The sequence below is a fragment of the Microcoleus sp. bin48.metabat.b7b8b9.023 genome, assembly GCF_013299185.1.
GTDB lineage: Bacteria > Cyanobacteriota > Cyanobacteriia > Cyanobacteriales > Microcoleaceae > Microcoleus.
In genome coordinates this window covers 61,396-77,705 of sequence record NZ_JAAFKG010000008.1, presented here as the reverse complement: position 1 = coordinate 77,705, position 16,310 = coordinate 61,396, and the positions used below count along the sequence as shown (strand labels likewise).

14 protein-coding genes are annotated in these 16,310 nt (G+C 45.7%); 5 read left to right on the top strand and 9 right to left on the bottom strand.

Going from position 1 to position 16,310, the window contains the following annotated elements; all coding sequences use genetic code 11:
- Positions 1–54: 54 nt before the first annotated feature.
- Both clpX and cynS read right to left on the bottom strand, forming a co-directional pair.
- Positions 55–1,437, bottom strand: coding sequence for an ATP-dependent protease ATP-binding subunit ClpX (gene clpX / locus QZW82_RS07050; protein WP_293146495.1), 1,383 nt, complete (start codon positions 1,435–1,437; stop codon positions 55–57).
- A gap of 360 nt (positions 1,438–1,797) precedes the next feature.
- Positions 1,798–2,241 (bottom strand): cyanase, encoded by a 444-nt coding sequence (gene cynS, locus QZW82_RS07045; protein ID WP_293146493.1) that lies wholly within the window; start codon positions 2,239–2,241, stop codon positions 1,798–1,800.
- Positions 2,242–2,818: 577 nt separating this feature from the next.
- On the opposite strand from cynS, the gene QZW82_RS07040 reads away from it, so the two are divergent.
- A complete protein-coding gene (locus QZW82_RS07040) occupies positions 2,819–3,163 on the top strand; it encodes a hypothetical protein (RefSeq protein ID WP_293146491.1) in 345 nt (114 codons plus the stop codon).
- A 142-nt stretch (positions 3,164–3,305) separates the two neighbouring features.
- Complete coding sequence (locus QZW82_RS07035; RefSeq protein WP_293146489.1) at positions 3,306–5,441, top strand: ATP-binding protein; 2,136 nt, start codon at positions 3,306–3,308, stop codon at positions 5,439–5,441.
- 827 nt (positions 5,442–6,268) lie between these two features.
- Here QZW82_RS07035 and QZW82_RS07030 read toward each other — a convergent pair.
- Positions 6,269–6,619 (bottom strand): hypothetical protein, encoded by a 351-nt coding sequence (locus tag QZW82_RS07030; protein WP_293146636.1) that lies wholly within the window; start codon positions 6,617–6,619, stop codon positions 6,269–6,271.
- Positions 6,620–6,748: 129 nt separating this feature from the next.
- On the opposite strand from QZW82_RS07030, the gene QZW82_RS07025 reads away from it, so the two are divergent.
- The gene (locus tag QZW82_RS07025; protein ID WP_293146487.1) at positions 6,749–7,021 is read left to right on the top strand and encodes a hypothetical protein; all 273 of its coding nucleotides are present in this window, start codon (positions 6,749–6,751) and stop codon (positions 7,019–7,021) included.
- Here the strand turns inward: QZW82_RS07025 and QZW82_RS07020 are convergent.
- Positions 7,011–7,133 carry a hypothetical protein gene (locus tag QZW82_RS07020; protein WP_293146485.1) on the bottom strand — a complete coding sequence of 41 codons (123 nt, stop codon included), beginning with the start codon at positions 7,131–7,133 and terminating at the stop codon, positions 7,011–7,013. The two genes, QZW82_RS07025 and QZW82_RS07020, sit on opposite strands and share 11 nt — an antisense overlap.
- Before the next feature lie 280 nt (positions 7,134–7,413).
- On the opposite strand from QZW82_RS07020, the gene iscB reads away from it, so the two are divergent.
- Both iscB and QZW82_RS07010 read left to right on the top strand, forming a co-directional pair.
- Positions 7,414–8,688, top strand: coding sequence for an RNA-guided endonuclease IscB (gene iscB / locus QZW82_RS07015; protein WP_293146483.1), 1,275 nt, complete (start codon positions 7,414–7,416; stop codon positions 8,686–8,688).
- A gap of 42 nt (positions 8,689–8,730) precedes the next feature.
- Positions 8,731–11,343 carry a PAS domain S-box protein gene (locus QZW82_RS07010; RefSeq protein ID WP_293146481.1) on the top strand — a complete coding sequence of 871 codons (2,613 nt, stop codon included), beginning with the start codon at positions 8,731–8,733 and terminating at the stop codon, positions 11,341–11,343.
- A gap of 498 nt (positions 11,344–11,841) precedes the next feature.
- Here QZW82_RS07010 and QZW82_RS07005 read toward each other — a convergent pair whose 3' ends face one another.
- The 5 genes from QZW82_RS07005 to QZW82_RS06985 all read right to left on the bottom strand — a co-directional run bounded on the left by QZW82_RS07005 (position 11,842) and on the right by QZW82_RS06985 (position 16,244).
- Positions 11,842–12,315, bottom strand: coding sequence for a VOC family protein (locus tag QZW82_RS07005; protein WP_293146479.1), 474 nt, complete (start codon positions 12,313–12,315; stop codon positions 11,842–11,844).
- A gap of 627 nt (positions 12,316–12,942) precedes the next feature.
- Entirely contained in the window at positions 12,943–13,428 is a 486-nt protein-coding gene (locus tag QZW82_RS07000; protein WP_293146477.1) for a glutathione peroxidase, read from the bottom strand.
- A 2-nt stretch (positions 13,429–13,430) separates the two neighbouring features.
- Positions 13,431–13,586, bottom strand: a complete 156-nt coding sequence (locus QZW82_RS06995; protein WP_293146475.1) for a hypothetical protein — start codon at positions 13,584–13,586, stop codon at positions 13,431–13,433.
- A gap of 317 nt (positions 13,587–13,903) precedes the next feature.
- On the bottom strand, positions 13,904–14,797 hold the full coding sequence (locus QZW82_RS06990) for a DUF2382 domain-containing protein (protein ID WP_293146473.1): 894 nt from the start codon (positions 14,795–14,797) through the stop codon (positions 13,904–13,906).
- A gap of 577 nt (positions 14,798–15,374) precedes the next feature.
- Complete coding sequence (locus tag QZW82_RS06985; RefSeq protein WP_293146471.1) at positions 15,375–16,244, bottom strand: DUF2382 domain-containing protein; 870 nt, start codon at positions 16,242–16,244, stop codon at positions 15,375–15,377.
- Between the last annotated feature and the right edge of the window lie 66 nt (positions 16,245–16,310).

The following is a 16,310-nucleotide window of genomic DNA, read 5'->3' as shown; positions in this document are numbered from 1 at the left end:
AAAATATTGCTAAGTTTGTAAGGTGCGCGGCGCGCGCACCTTACAAGCTACAAATTAAGCTGTTTCGTGCTGTTTGTGCCATGCGGGATGCCACAGCAATTCGGCAGTCGATCGCTTCTCGACCATTTCCTTGGTAATCGTACAGTGAGCCACATCCTTGCGGGAAGGCAATTCGTACATCACATCCAGCATTAACTCCTCCAAAATGCTGCGGAGAGCTCTTGCACCGGTTTTGCGTCGGTAGGCTTCCTGGGCGATCGCCCGCAGCGCATCCGGCTCAAATTCCAACTCCACGCTATCCATCTTCAACAGCTTCTGATACTGCTTCACCAGCGCATTTCGGGGCTCAGTCAAAATCTGCATCAACGCCGCCTCATCCAGCGGCGAAATCACCGTCACCACAGGAATCCGCCCCACAAACTCAGGAATTAAACCAAACTTGACTAAATCATCCGGCTGTACCTGCTGCAAAATATCAGCCGCCCGCTTATCTTTTGCCGGCAAAGTCGAGTTGCTTTCAGTTTCTGTTGGCTGAATAAAGCCCAAAGATTTTTTACCCAAACGCTGGTCAACTATTTTTTCTAAACCGACAAAAGCACCGCCACAAATAAATAGAATCTTGCTCGTGTCAACTTGAATAAAATCTTGGTAAGGATGTTTGCGGCCACCTTGCGGGGGCACGTTAACCACCGTTCCTTCCAACATTTTTAGTAGCGCTTGCTGCACTCCCTCTCCCGATACATCTCTGGTTATCGAAGTGTTTTCGCTTTTGCGAGCAATCTTGTCAATTTCATCAATATAAATAATCCCGCGCTGCGCCGATTCGACATCAAAATCTGACATTTGCAACAGCCGCAGCAAGATATTTTCTACATCGTCGCCGACATATCCAGCTTCTGTCAGCGTCGTCGCATCGGCTACCGCAAACGGGACTTCGAGCATTTGCGCCAAACTTTGGGCTAACAAGGTTTTGCCGCAACCTGTGGGCCCGACTAGCATGATGTTGGATTTTTGCAGTTCGACATCGCTGTCGGGGGAAGACTTGCCGCTGTCTTTGGCTTGGTCTACGCTCAAGCGCTTGTAATGGTTGTAAACTGCTACAGAAAGGACTTTTTTGGCTGAGTGCTGGCCGATGACGTGGTTGTCTAAATGCTGTTTAATTTCTGTGGGTTTGGGAATTTGAGCTAGAACAATTTTCGATTTGCTCGATCGACTCGGGCGTTTCGTTCCTTGTCCCTGAGACTCTCGCACCTCTGACTGGGGAATCTGTTGACCAATTGTTTTGCTGGAGTCAAAAAACTCCTCTTCTAAAATTTCATTGCACAGTTCCACACATTCATCGCAAATGTACACGCCGGGCCCAGCTATTAACTTGCGGACGTACTCCTGCGACTTGCCGCAAAAGGAGCATCTGAGATGGGAGTCATATTTTGACATATTTAGCCTCTTACTTTACGGTTGCGGTTGCTTGTTAGACTGGCCCAGTTGCGCCGGAATCGACCGATTCTCTGCCCTAGAAAGGCTTCCCCAGCGGACACCCCAGCCAGTCAGTCGATTTTAGATTTTAGATTTTAGATTTTAGATTTACTCCACGGATAAATTTGGGAGGTTGAACCTTCGTCTAAAATTTGGGGCTCTACACGAGTTAAGTCAGGGGCTTGTCTCGATTTTTTTGCCTGCTCAAGCTTCGCGCTCTCTATTTCTAAGTTAACACTTTTGATCCATCTCTCATGAGTCATGACTCATGGAAGCAAATTTTGAAGTTTTTATTTTCCCTTGAAGTAAAGCCGTACTGGCTTACCATTTTTTGTATTCCAAAAATTTTCCCGACATAATTATTTTCACTCGATCGCCTTTTGGGTCTATTTCTTTCTCGACATCCAAACTAAAGTCGATCGCGCTCATAATCCCGTCACCGAATTTTTCGTGGATCACTGCTTTGAGCGGCATCCCGTACACCTGCATAATTTCATAGAAGCGATAAATCAACGGGTCAACCGGAACTGCTGCATCCAAAGAACCTTTTAACGGAGGTTCGCAGAGCACCGCAGCCGTCTCGCCATCCAATCCCAAAGCCGAGACAATTTTCTCGGCTTCATCGAGTGATGCGGTAGCTTGACGGTAAATAACCGCGGCAATCCAAACTTCGTCGCGACCCAAAACTTTTTCCAACTCGGCAAAACTAATTCCCTTAGCTTTTTTAGCAGCCAAAAGCTTTTCTGTAATTTCTGAAATTGCCATTAAATATTCTCCAACTTACTGCTGTACCAGGTATGAAATATTTCTCACATTTTGGTGATTTTGTCAATGGCAACTCAATCTAAAAAACAGAATCGATCGATCGCGATCGCTTCAGCAAAACCAGGTTTCGTCAACCTTGACAACTTATACAATTTTCGCATTGGAGTATAGAAGATTTGAGATTGGCAATAATTGATGACTACCAGGGTTTAGAGCTGGTCTACAGTTGCACGATCTTTTTAAAATTGCATCGCAACAGATTAATCCCAAAAAACACTCCTAACTGCCCTCTGACAATGATACAGTTGGCAGTATATCCAGTGCAAGTTAGACAAACAAAGGCAAACGGCCCAGCTTGGATCGTGCCAGCGTGACCCCCGTGCAAACACGGATAGAAGTCCCCGACAGGAGTCGCCAGCCACCCCAAATTTTAGAATTAGGTTCCTGCTCCCAGATTCATCTGTGGAGTAGTAAATCTCTCATTCTTCAATTTTAAAATCTAACATCGACTGACTCTCCATCCTCGCTCCCGCAGCCAAAGCCCTTTTACCGTTCATAACCGACAAGTGACAAAAGTATGAATATTCAGACCAAAGATTACAGCATTGAGTACGATCGCGCTACCCAAACAGTTACCTGCTGCGGCTCGTTTCGGATCGGCCAGATGGAAGAATACGCGCCGATCGTCGATCTGCTAAACGAAGTGACGGACTCTTCGCCTAATATGATTACTCTAGACTTGCGAAAACTAGAATTTTTAAATAGTTCAGGAATTAACATTATATCAAGATTTGCGATCGAAGTGCGCCAGCTAAAAAATATTCAAATTACCATACAAGGCTCAAAACAGATACCATGGCAGGGAAAATCGCTGAAGAACTTGCAGCGGCTGATGCCTTCCTTGCACTTAGAATTGGAATAGTAAATCGCACAAGGTAAAGGTGTTCGCCTATCCCGCCTTGGGCAACCAGGATGAGGGCGCCTGAAGAACCATGCAAATATAAGTTAGCACCAAACTGTAAAAAACTTCAGCACAGACTAAAAATTACCAATTTTCAATTGCTATGCAGGAAGAACCATCGAGAGAACAGCTACTTCTGGACGTTCAACGACTGAGTGCGGAACTAGAAAACTTGAAATGTGAAAAGTCCGATCTAGAAATCTTGCTGGAGACTACCACCCAACATTCGGATACGATGGAAGCTCACTTGCTCTCTCAAGCTCAGTTGGCGGTGCGCGAAAGCGAACAGCAGTTTCGGGCGATCGCCTCGGCAACTCCCGTTCCGGTATTGGTTTCTCGTCTCTCGGACGGCTTAATACTTTATGCAAACGCTCAATTGGCTTCTCTGCTAAACATACCCCTAGAAGAATTGATCGGTTGCCGCACCCCAGACTTTTACGTCAACCCTGCCGATCGCCCAAAGGTACTCGACGCCCTCGCCCAAGACGGATACCTGCAAAACTACGAACTCCACTGCAAAAAATCAGACGGAACCCCTTTCTGGGCAATACTCTCGGTTCAGTCCCTCCAGTTTAAGAGTCAGCCGACGGCATTGTGCGCCTTGTACGATCTCACTCAGCGCAAGCAAGCAGAAAACATTCTCCAAGAGAGCGAAAAGCGGCTCCGGCGCCAGAGTCTGGCCCTGTTGCAGCTAGGGCGGCAGAGGACTCTCAACAGCGGTGCGCTGACTGTGGGAATTCGCGAAATTACTGAGGCTGCTGCGCGCACTTTGGAGGTGGAAAAAGTCAGCGTCTGGCTTTACAACCACGACAGATTTGGAACTGGCTACCCGATCGATCCTCAGCTAAATTTTACCCACAGAGCGATCGCCCGCAACCAAAAAGAATCTCTCGATACAGAGGCGGCGCCCCGAAACGATAACGAGTCAGTCAATCATTCTCAATTTAAAATCCCCAACCTCAAATTAGTTTGTCTCGACTTGTACGATCGCACTCACGAGCATCATTTGAGCCGCCAGTGCATATCAGCAAGCGATTTAAAATTTTCAATTTTAGATATAGAAAACGACGCGCCGGGCGAAAATCTAGCTGAAGACAATGGTTTAGAACCGGCGCCACACACTCAAAACTCGATCGAAACAAACTTGTGTCACTTATCATCGATCGCCGAACATTCCGGTGTGCTACCGAATAAAAGCAAGCCAAATTCATCGATCTTAAATGTAGCAATTAGGCTCGGCGGCCAGATCGTGGGCATCCTCTCCATAGAACATATCGGCGCGCCCCGCGAGTGGGCTCTGGAGGAGCGTACCTTCGCCGATTCTTTAGCAAATTTAGTCGCGCTGGCGATCGAAGGATTTGAACGCCAGCGAGCTCAGGAAGCACTCTCCAAAGCCAAAGCGCAGCTAGAAATGACCGTCGATCAGCGCACCGCTCAAATCACCGCCACCAATCAACTGCTCCGCAGCGAAATTGCCGATCGTAAAAGAGCCGAAATCGCCTTGCAAGAAGCCTTACACAAAGCAGAAGCAGCTTCCAGAGCTAAAAGCACTTTTTTAGCCAATATGAGCCACGAACTGCGGACGCCGCTCAACGCCATTATCGGTTACAGCGAAATGCTAGAAGAAGAAGCACTGGACTGCGGACTCGATGACTTCATCCCCGATACCCAAAAAATTCGTAACGCCGGCAAACACTTGCTGAATTTAATTAACGATATTCTCGACCTTTCTAAGATAGAAGCCGGTCGGATGGAGGTTTACTTAGAAGAATTTGACCTCGGCAATTTAATAGAAGAAGTTGTTGAAACTTTGCACCCTTTAGTTGAAAAAAATCACAATCAATTAGAAGTTTCTTGCTCTCCAAATTTGGGAGTAATGTATGCAGATTTAACTAAAGTCAGGCAAATTTTGTTCAATTTGCTCTCGAATGCCCTCAAGTTTACCGAAGGTGGAACGGTGCTGCTGGGCGCCACTCGCGAGCCAGCAGGCGATAGCGATTGGGTTTATTTGCAAGTATCTGATACGGGGATTGGAATGTCTGAACAACAGCAGCAGGGTTTGTTTCAACCTTTTATGCAAGGGGATGCTTCGACTACTCGCAAGTACGGAGGCACTGGTTTGGGATTGGCGATTAGCCGCTTGTTTTGCCAGATGATGGGCGGCGATATCACTCTTGAGAGTCAGTTAGGTGTTGGCTCTACTTTTATTGTTCAATTAAAGGGCAAAGTTGACAGTTGACAGTTGACAGTTGACAGTTGTCAGTTGACAGTTGACAGTTGACAGTTGTCAGTTGTCAGTTGTCAGTTGTCAGTAGTGCTGTCCCCGATCGCGAACGTTATCAGTCATTAGTTATTAGTCATTAGTCATTAGTTATTAGTCATTAGTCATTAGTCATTAGTCATTACAGGGCTATTTCATTCTCAGGGAAACCAGGGTTTTGTAGGGGTAGTGCCCCCGTGCCTACCCTCCTTATCGATGATTTGCAAGCATTTCAGGAATTGGGGCAACCTGGCGTGGGATTGCCCCTACAAAGAATGAAATAGCCCTGTTAGTCATTAGTCATTAGTCAGCTTCCCGGCTCGCTTGTCTAAGGGTAGTCATTAGTCAGCTTCCCGGCTCGCGAACGTTATTAGGAAAAAGGCAACGGTCGCGCGATGAATTTAACAGATTTAACGAATTTAACGGATGGGTAAAAGATGCAATAATTCGCCATTACCAATGACTAATAACCAATATAGCAGTCCTAAATCATTTGCATGATTTTGTAGGGGGTTCTTAAAGATCCAGGTTAGCCCGATAGATAGGGGGTAGGCACGGGGGCACTACCCCTACAAATCTGCATGAATCATTTAGGATTGCTATAGACCTCTTGCAAAAAAAATCACGAGTTATAATTAAAGGTTTTGAGTTTTAGACCTGAGAGCTAACTCATAATTGTAAAGTGCCGATCTAACCTGCAATCTGCTCCACTTAAGCCAAACCCTTGATTATAGCATAAAATTATTTTGCAATAGGTCTAACAACTAATAACCAATAACTAACAACTAATAACCAATAACTAACAACTAATAACCAATAACTAATAACCAATAACTAACAACTAATAACCAATAACCAACAACCAATAACCAATAACCAATAACCAATTCCCTGTTAATTGTGATACCGATCGCGATCGACCTCTGTTTCCGATCACACAGTCGCATTTTTTGCCAGCCTAGAATACTTTCATTATCCCAAACTTTTGCCACAACCAGGATATAGCGCCTTGCTGCATTCAAAATTCCCACCTCAACCTGCCACAGAAGGGGGGTGGGGGTATTGCTTCTAGAAAGGCAATTTGGTAAAAGTAATGCTATCGTCGCTAACGAGTAGAAGGCAAAAGTTAACAGGAAATCAGGAATTATCAAAGGCATAAGAACTCAGAAACACAATTCGGCTTTTTGCCTTCTCCCTTGAACCTTCAAACTGCTGCCTCTACTGCCGAGATAGCAATCCCACTGACAGCAGCACACAAGTTCTCAAAATTAAAGGAGTGCATCGAGATGATTAAACCTTGCAGTCAACCGCTAAAAATAAATCCTTTCACTTCTTATCGCGATCCCACTACAGGCAAATGGACTGTAGTTCCAGCAGTTCAGAATGTTTGCGAAACAGACTCTAGTTTGAAACCCAAAGCCGAAAGCGAAAACGAAAGTAAAGTAGAAACAAGTCTTTGTGCTGTGCCTGCTGTCTCGCTGCCGAAAAAACGCTTTTCCTTCTCCTTGCTTGGGCTTAAAAACCTTGCTAAAAAATCTTCTGTCACTGTCAGTAGCTAGCCATCGCCGGGGCATAATCTAGTTTCCACGGTTGCGTCCGGGCGATCGCCAAACACAAAAAAACGAGCTGTTCTATAGCATAAATTGCCAAAAAGCGATATACTGACAGCAAACTTTCTCCTCACAATATCCGTCATGAACCCCATGCCTAAAGGCAGGGGCTTGTAGACTGTCCGACTCTTCGAGCGGGATACAAGCCAGAACATGACCAGCCTCAGACGCAACAAGCGTCTACGTTTTTAAGGTCACGATACCTACAAATGCGTCGCTAGTTTGTAGCCCTATCGTTGGTTGTTAAACATCTGTAATGGGTTAAGGAAGTGCAGCCAACATGACAAGCCTTAAAAACATTGGCGAAGCGAACATTACGAGCAATCAGAGGAGACGCAACAATGTCTAACTTTGTCTTTGTAATTGATACCAATCGCAAACCGCTATCACCCTGTAAACCAGGAATAGCAAGGTCATTGCTGAAAGCTGGAAAAGCAGCGGTATTTCGCCGATATCCGTTTACGATTGTTTTGAAAAAAGCAGTTGAGACGAATCCTGAACCGCTAGAACTGAAATTAGATCCGGGATCGAAAGTCACGGGGGTTGCAATCAAACAGGACAACAAGATTATCTTCGGAGCCGAACTGCAACACCGGGGACAGCAAATTAAAGATGCACTTCTCTCTCGCCGTCAACTTAGGCGAGGGAGACGCAATCGCAAAACTCGATACCGTAAGGCACGATTTCTCAATCGCACTCGCCCCGATGGTTGGCTCGCTCCATCGGGGCAACACCGAGTCGAAACAACACTTACATGGGTTCGCAAATTGATTCGACTCGCTCCCGTTGCCAGCATTGTTCAAGAGTTAGTGCGGTTTGATTCTCAACTCATGCAAAACCCTGAAATCTCAGGCGTTATGTATCAGCAGGGAGAATTGCAGGGTTACGAAGTCCGGCAGTATCTCTTGGAAAAATGGCATCGGCAGTGTGCTTATTGCTCGGCAGAAAATGTACCTTTTGAGGTTGAGCACATTCAGCCCAAGTCAAGAGGTGGCTCTGACAGGGTTTCCAATTTGACACTGGCTTGTCACGATTGCAATCAAAAGAAAGGCAATCAGGATATTCGAGCATTCCTGGCAGCTAAACCCGACCTGTTAAACCGCATCCTCAAACAAGCAAAGCTACCACTCAAAGATGCAGCAGCGGTCAACTCAACCCGATGGGCATTATTTAATGCACTTAAAGAAACGGGATTGCCCGTCACTACTGGCACGGGCGGACAAACTAAGTTCAATCGCCATCGGTTAGGGTTGGCTAAATCGCACTGGCTTGATGCTGCGTGTGTGGGCAGCATTGACACGCTCAAAGTATTGACTTCAAAGCCTTTGTTGATTGTGGCAAAAGGTCAGGGGACACGACAGATATGCGGCACAAACCAGTACGGATTTCCCATTCGGCACAAGTCCAGAGTGCAAATTCACAAAGGGTTTCAGACTGGCGATATTGTCAGCGCAACCGTTACCGCAGGGAAGAAAGTCGGCTCTTATACAGGGCGGCTTCTATGCCGTGCTTCAGGCAGTTTTGATATCGTAACGAAGGCTGGGAGAGTAACAGGTATTAGCCACAAGTATTGCAAAGCAATCCACAAAAAAGATGGCTATAGCTATGGGTTTTAAAAATATTTCAAGGCGACGGTCGTCGCTGCCGCTTTCCTCCCCATGTCGTTAGCCCGGGGCTTCTCGCTCGTTTTTCTGGTGAAGTATTTGCTCGATCGCTTCGTCCACTTTGTATGGACAGACCGACCAATTCGCCAGCGGGGAACTGTCATCGTTGCTATCCCCGTGATTTGTCTGTTTGCTTCGCTGATTGCAATTGCAGGACTCCGGGATAGTGCAATACAGATAAGAAAGCGAGCAGATACTAATAAGGAAATACTTCACGGAACCAACCGCTTGTTAACCACCGTGGTGGATGCGGAAACGGGCATTCGGGGTTACGGGTTGACGAAGCGCCGCGATTTTCTAGCACCATATTTAGAAGCAAAGAAGAGTTTGCCTCCGCTGCTGGCTCAACTCGAAATCGCGGTGGCAGAAAATCAACTGCCAGCTCAGGGATTTGCAGAAATTAAACAAAGTACCGAACAGCAAATAATTGTATTGCAAAACACTCTGAATAAGCTCGACAGTGCGGGAACAAAAGTGCAGTCGCCGGAAATAATTCAGGTGTTAGTTCGAGATAAATTGAAGATGGATAAGCTGCGCGAAAAAATTGATGCGTTTGCTGATGCCAGCCAAGCCTACCAGAAGGCTTTAGAGGGACGAGTAGGTGAGTTGGTAGATTTAATTAATTTCCTGCAATTTGCTGGTTTGCTTGTCGGCTGTCTGGGTGGAGCAGCTTCCTGGTATTTATTTCATAGTTTAGACCAGGAATTGAGGAAGCGGCAAGCAGGCTTGCAAGAAAGTAAAACTCGCATTCAAGCTGTGGTAGACAATGCCGCTGACGGGATTATTACTTTAGATGAATCGGGCAATATTGAGTCTTTTAATGCGGCAGCAGAACGGATTTTTGGCGAAAAAGCCGATCGCACAATTGGCTCGAACCTGCGCCAACTGATAGCTCAACCGCAGCCAGACAGCAGCACGGGAGATTATGCGATCGAATATTTTGTCTTAAATCCCGATGCTAAACTGAAGACTTACCAGCAAGAAACTGTCGGAATTCGCAGCGACGGCACCAAGTTTCCGATGGAGCTTGCCATCAGCGAAATGTGTCTGGCAAATCAACGGTTGTTTGTTGCGATTTGCCGCGATGTGGGAGGACGGAAACAAGCTGAGGAAACTCTCCGCAAGCAAGCGCAAATGCTGGATTTTGCGAACGATACGATCGCGGTACTCGACTTGAACGGGGTGATTTCTTATTGGAATTTGGGGGCGAAGTGGCTCTACGGGTGGCGGAATTCGCAAGCAATAGGAAAAAATATTCACGAGCTTTTGCATACAGAATGGACGCAGCCTTTTGACGAAATTCAAAAAGTGTTTTTCGAGCGGGGATATTGGCAAGGGGAACTGGTGCGTACCAAGGAAGACGGCACAAAAATTACGGTGGCGAGTCGGTGGACTTTGCAGCGCGACGATCGAGATCGACCCCAGGCTATTTTGGAAATTAGCAACGATATTAGCGATCGCAAGCGCTCAGAAAGTGCTTTAGCCGAAATCGCGCAGCGGTTTCGCGATACTTTTGAACAAGCCGCAGTCGGCATGGCTCAAGCGAGTGTGGATGGCAAGTTGCTGTTAGTCAATCAAAAACTTTGCAAAATTGTCGGCTACAGCCGTCAAGAATTGATGGCTAAAAAATTTCAGGATATTACTTTTGGACAAGATTTAGGAAACGAACTGGAACTTTTAGGCCAATTGTTAGCAGGAAAAATTGATAATTACTGTATAGAAAAGCGCTATGTCTGCAAAGACGGAGAGTTAGTGTGGGTCAACTTGACGGTTTCGCTGCTGCAAGAACAAAATGGCACTCAATTGCTGATGGGTGTGGTAGAAGATATTAGGGAACGCAAACAAGCTGAGGAATCGTTGCGGTTGCACGCTGAAGAATTGAGGTGGACGGCGAACTCGCTGGCTCAAACGACGAGTGTGTTGAGAAAGCGGAATCAAGAGTTAGATCAGTTTGCTTATGTAGTTTCTCACGATTTGAAAGCGCCGCTTAGGGCGATCGCAAATCTCAGCAGTTGGATAGAAGAAGACCTCAGCGATTCGATGACAGAGGATACTCTGCACCAAATGAACCTGCTGCGCGGCAGAGTTCACCGGATGGAATCATTGATTGAGGGACTGCTGCAATATTCCCGCGTCGGACGCATTCAACTGGCTTCAGAAACTGTAAAAGTTGGGAAGTTATTAGCAGAAATTATTGATTCGTTGGCACCGCCGTCAGGATTTGAAGTAAAAGTTGAACCGGGAATGCCAACTTTTGTGACTGAAAGATTGCCGTTGCAGCAAGTTTTTTCTAATTTAATTAGCAACGCCATCAAACACAATAGAAATGAATCCGGCCGCGTAAACATATCGTTTAAGGAGTTAGAGAATTTTTACGAGTTTGCTGTAGCTGATGACGGGCCGGGGATTGCTCCTCAATATCACGATAAAGTTTTTGTGATTTTTCAGACCTTGGAAGCTCGCGATAAAGTTGAAAATACTGGCATTGGTTTGTCGCTGGTGAAGAAAATTGTCGAATCTCAAGGCGGCACTATTTCTCTGGAATCGGCCGAAGGTGAGGGAGCAACTTTTCGGTTTACTTGGCCGAAGCAACCTATTAGCAAATAAGATAATACCAATTTTTTATGAGGCTGCATAGAATCTGATCCCCCCTAACCCCCCTGGTGGGAGGGCTACCGTGTACACACAACTCCTAGAAACCTGGCTGTGTCTGACACAACCTGACGTAGGCAAGGTTTTGAGATGAGGGAAGTTTTTATCAATAGTTTTAACTTATTGATAATGGTTGACGGGAAATCAAGGATTAAAAAAATAAATTTCCGTTTTTTTCCGTCATTTGATTTCCAACTCGACTTGTGTGTACACGGTAGGGTGGGAGGGGGGGACAAGATTCTTCTCAAAGTCCCCCTTCTTAAGGGGGATTTAGGGGGATCGAGATATATGCAACTTCACATTAAATTGGTATAAGACGTAAGATAAGACGGCGGTTGAAACCGCTTCTACACAAACAAAACCCGGATGGTGCGCGGGTTGAAGAGCGGGTGGTTAAAATTACGTTATTTTCTTCAGCCTGCTTGGCATGGACTTCGTTTGTCTAAACCTGGTTTAAACCGCCATATTGTCTGCATCGCAGCGGATTTCGATGATAAATCCATCGGGATCGTAGAAGTAAATGCCGCGTCCTGTAGCGCGGGTGACGGGGCCGCTGTCGATCGCAATTTCATTAGACTTTAGCACTTCCAAAGCGCGATCGAACAAATCGCGATCGATGTCAAAGGCCAAGTGGTTAGCGCGAGTAAAAGCCTTTTGGGGATCGGGGTTTGGCGGTTCCAAATCTGGCTGCCAAAATAAGTCAATCACAGTCCCGTCTGGAGTGATGAAATTAGCGACTTTACCAGCAGCCACCATTTCTGTTAAACTTACGGGAATTTCTGCACCTGTGAGTTCGTGCAAGCCGAGAATTGTACCGTAGAAGTGGCGGGAAGCTTTCATATCGCGCACGTTTAAAGCGATATGGTGAACGCGGCGCAAGTTCCCCGGCGCCAAGGCAATTTTGACGGTGCTTTCGGTAGTTTGCATGGTTGTCAATTGCTACTGTTAAAATTGGACGATGTGAAATTTATTCAGAGTTTGTAGTGAGGACTTCAGTCCTCAGATTTCTATAAGGACTGAAGTCCTCACTACGAACCAATTTAAAGATCGTGAGGACTTAATCTCAATTATTGTTACTTTTCTTTAGGGAACGATGCCATACCTACAAATAGCATGGCCAGCCCGCCTCCCAGTATCGCGAACGCCAGTAAACCTACAGCTAAATCTAATCCAGATGTATTTTCCATTAAATTAAACCATTCTCCAATTAAATCCAATAATCACTATTTATTAATTGCTGATTGCTTCTTAACAATGGGGAAGAGAAGAAAAAACAAGCTAACTAACCGTAGGGTGCGTCATACCAATTTAATGTGAAGTTGCACATATTCCGATCCCCCTAAATCCCCCTTAAGAAGGGGGACTTTGAGAAGATTCCAGTCCCCCCCTTATTAAGGGGGGTTAGGGGGGGATCAGATTCGGGAGCAGCCTCATAAAAAATTGGTATCAGGAAGAAAATTGTTAGTCTGTATGCAAAACATTCACCCCTGACGCACCCTACAATAACTAAACATCCATCCGTTACATCGGTCAAAAAATCCGTTGCCGAACTGCTTATTTTGCCAATTCTCGATCGATCGCAGCGATCAATTCCGGCGAATCTGGGCCCACGCTGCTGCGGAATCTGGCAACCACTTCACCCTGTTTGCTAACTAAGAATTTTTCAAAATTCCAGGAAACCTCACCTTTGGGATCGACTGCATTCGTAAGCTGAGCGTACAGCGGGTGCTGCTGGCTGCCTTTAGCGCTTACTTTGTCAAATAATTCAAAGCTGACACCGTATTTTGTAGTGCAGAAATTGACGATTTCTGCGTTGCTTCCGGGTTCTTGAGCTCCGAAGTCGTTGCAGGGAAATCCTAAAACGCGGAGTCCGGCGGCGCCGTACTTCTGGCTCAATTCTTCGAGTCCTTTGTATTGAGGTGTATAGCCACATTTGGAAGCTACGTTAACTATCAAGAGTACCTGGCCAGCGTACTCTCCTAGCTGCTTGTCTGCGCCTGCGATCGTTTTTACATTAATGTCGGAGATGGTGCTGGGCATTTTCAAATATTTCTAAATTTGACTAGCACAATTTTACCGCAATTTGGTAAGATTTTGTCGAGTTGCCGATCGCTCAAAATTAAAAAATCCCGACCGGGGGGTTTGCGGAGTTCGGGCGGATATGATAGATATTGGCGAAGCCGATGAAATTTTTCCATAGGTAGGTAGTTGCGCTTGGGCGCTCTTGCATATATATCAATACCGTTTACTTGTATAGCGCCCTGGGGATAAACCGCTATGAAAAATAGATACGGAGATTGCTTCGTTCCTCGCAATGACGATCTTAAGTAAACCGTATTGGCATATATATAAGACAACACCGTTTACTCAAGACAATAGGTACGTAGTTGCGCTTCAGCGCTCTTTATATATAACATTTATAACGAAAGATGAGGTATGACTGTAAATGGAGTTTTTGATGCAACCCCGTTTACTACACGATAAGTATAAGAGGGCTTAAGCCCAACAACGTACCTCACTTATCTGAGTGGCTTTCTGTCATCCATTTTTGGTACGTATCCTCAAGTTGCTTGTCTTCCAAAACTATTTCTAGGCGGACTTTGACGCAACCGTGGCGGGGTTGAGAGGCGATCGCATTTAAGATTTTGCTAGCTTTCTGCACAGACGTAAATTCTGCCTTAACTGTCGGTTCCTGGCGATCGCTTTTAATCTCTGCCAAATCTATACCGGTGATGTTTCCCTCGCCCAAATCTATCTCTGCCAAAACCTTCGGATCGTCGCCGACTTGTTCGACAATCAACTTTTCCCACTGGATCGGCACTTGTACCATCCGAGTCTCAATTTCTTTGCGGACTATGACTTCGCCGACTTTGCGCTTGCTGCGATTGATTACCAATCGTTCTTCTAGCAGGCGAATTACTTCACGATCGACAATATCCAAGTTTTCGTCATCCTCATCGGTCTCTAAATGTTCATTTTGGCGATCGGCATCTGTTAGATTTGACATAACTGTTGAGGGATTAGTTGACTCGTTTTTGCTCACTTCATCAAGCTGTTCTGAGGATTTTCCTAAATATTCATACTCTGCCGTTCCCACAAATCCGGGCAGCAGATCGACTGCATCGGACTTAATACTTACAAACAGAGTTTTTTGATGATAATCTACTTTTTTGAGCAGCTTGATACTTACTAAAAAAATGCGGGGGTTTTCGCGACCTAGCCCTGATACCACAAAGTTTAGCTGACCGTTAGGATCGAAATAGACATCTTTGATTTTGCCTACCAAGTGACCTTGGTTGTCTTTTACTGTAAAACTTTTTAGCTTAGTCCTGACTTTTTCCGGCACCCGGTTGAGACGGGTATTTGATTTGGCTGTGGCTACTTTTTCGGCTGATGCTTGACCGTTCATTTTTAAAACTTTCCTACTTAGAGATTTTTATTATGAATTGGGGCGAATTGGTAAAGGCGGTTCAACAGTTGACAGTTGACAGTTGACAATTGACAGTTTGAGAGCGACCTCTACCTAGAAGGAAGAGAAATGGAGTAATGAATTGTCTGATTTTAATTTCTCCCGATCGGGCGGGCGGGCTTTAAACTAATTATTTCTGGGAAAGTGCATAAACTTTGCCAAAAACTGACAATTTTCGCACTACACTCCCGTTATAGCTGTTTTATCATCGTCAGAAAAATTAGGTATGTAGTTGCGCTTGGGCGCTCTTTATAATATAAGCGTATAGCGCTGAAGCGCAACTACGTACCTTCGCCCAAGTGCGAGCCGATCTTTGAGCGATACTTTTGGTAGTTTTATATCTCCTATCCTCAGAATAAAACCACCGTATTTCTTAAGGGGGAGCGCCAGGACGATCTGGCTTAACTGAAGCCTATCGCGTCATCTAGGAATTGCGCGATCGCCAAATTCAAACCTGTGCGGTGAGAGAATTATGCGATTAATCCGCAATTCCTATTCAAGACTTTTTGCGGTTGGTTTAGATAGTTTTATTATCTACAACCGGAGTTCCGTCAGTCTGAATGTCTAATTCTTCACGGCGCAAGGTTTCTTCCCCGTCAACCGTGCTGCGAACAACTTCTTTTCTGACGTTGACTTCTTCGCGCACGTAGGCTTCCTTGTGAATGTCGGCCGTTTCTTCGTAGACTTCGATGCGTGCAACTTCCCCTGATTGGAAGTCAGCGTCACCGACTGAAACTACTCTACCAGCTTCGACTGGTGTGACTCGCTCGATTACGACTCGTTCTTTTTCAATGGGTACTGAAGCTCTTGCTGTTTCAGTTTCTACCCGCTTACCAACTGCTACTTCGCCTGTTTTGGCGCGGTTTTTGTTGGCAATCAAGCGTTCTTCATAAAGCTTGAGATTTTGGTGGTTTTGTTCGTTGGTTTCATAGAGGGGGCGATCCATATCGTAGCTGTAGTTGCTGCGATCGTAGCTAGCAGGAGTTGCAGTGCTTGCCACAGGTGCTGCTGCTGCTGCTGTGCCGGGATTGCGGTAGATGCCTCTTACCTGTTCTTCGCGATCGTAATCTAGTGGTTCTAATTCATTGTAAGCCGGCAGTTGTTCTGCTTGAGCTTTGCTGCGAAGGCCTGTGGCGTAGACGCGATGGGCTCCGTAGTCGAAGCGGGCCGAGCCGATCGGCAGCAATACTTTTTTACCAAAAATCCAAATGCCGGTATCAACTACCAGATAGCGAAAACGGCCAGTTTCATCAACCAATGCGTCATAAACGGTGCCTACTTTTTCGTCAGAGTCGCCGGCATAAACATCAAATCCCTTGATGTCGTCTCCCGCAAATATTTCTTCCTTATAGTTAGGCTCAAACTCTGCAATTCTTTGAAGTGCCATGTGTTTTTTCCTCGTCGCTCTACTTAAATTAATAGTAGAAATTAATGGCTTAACTTCCCTCTCCCT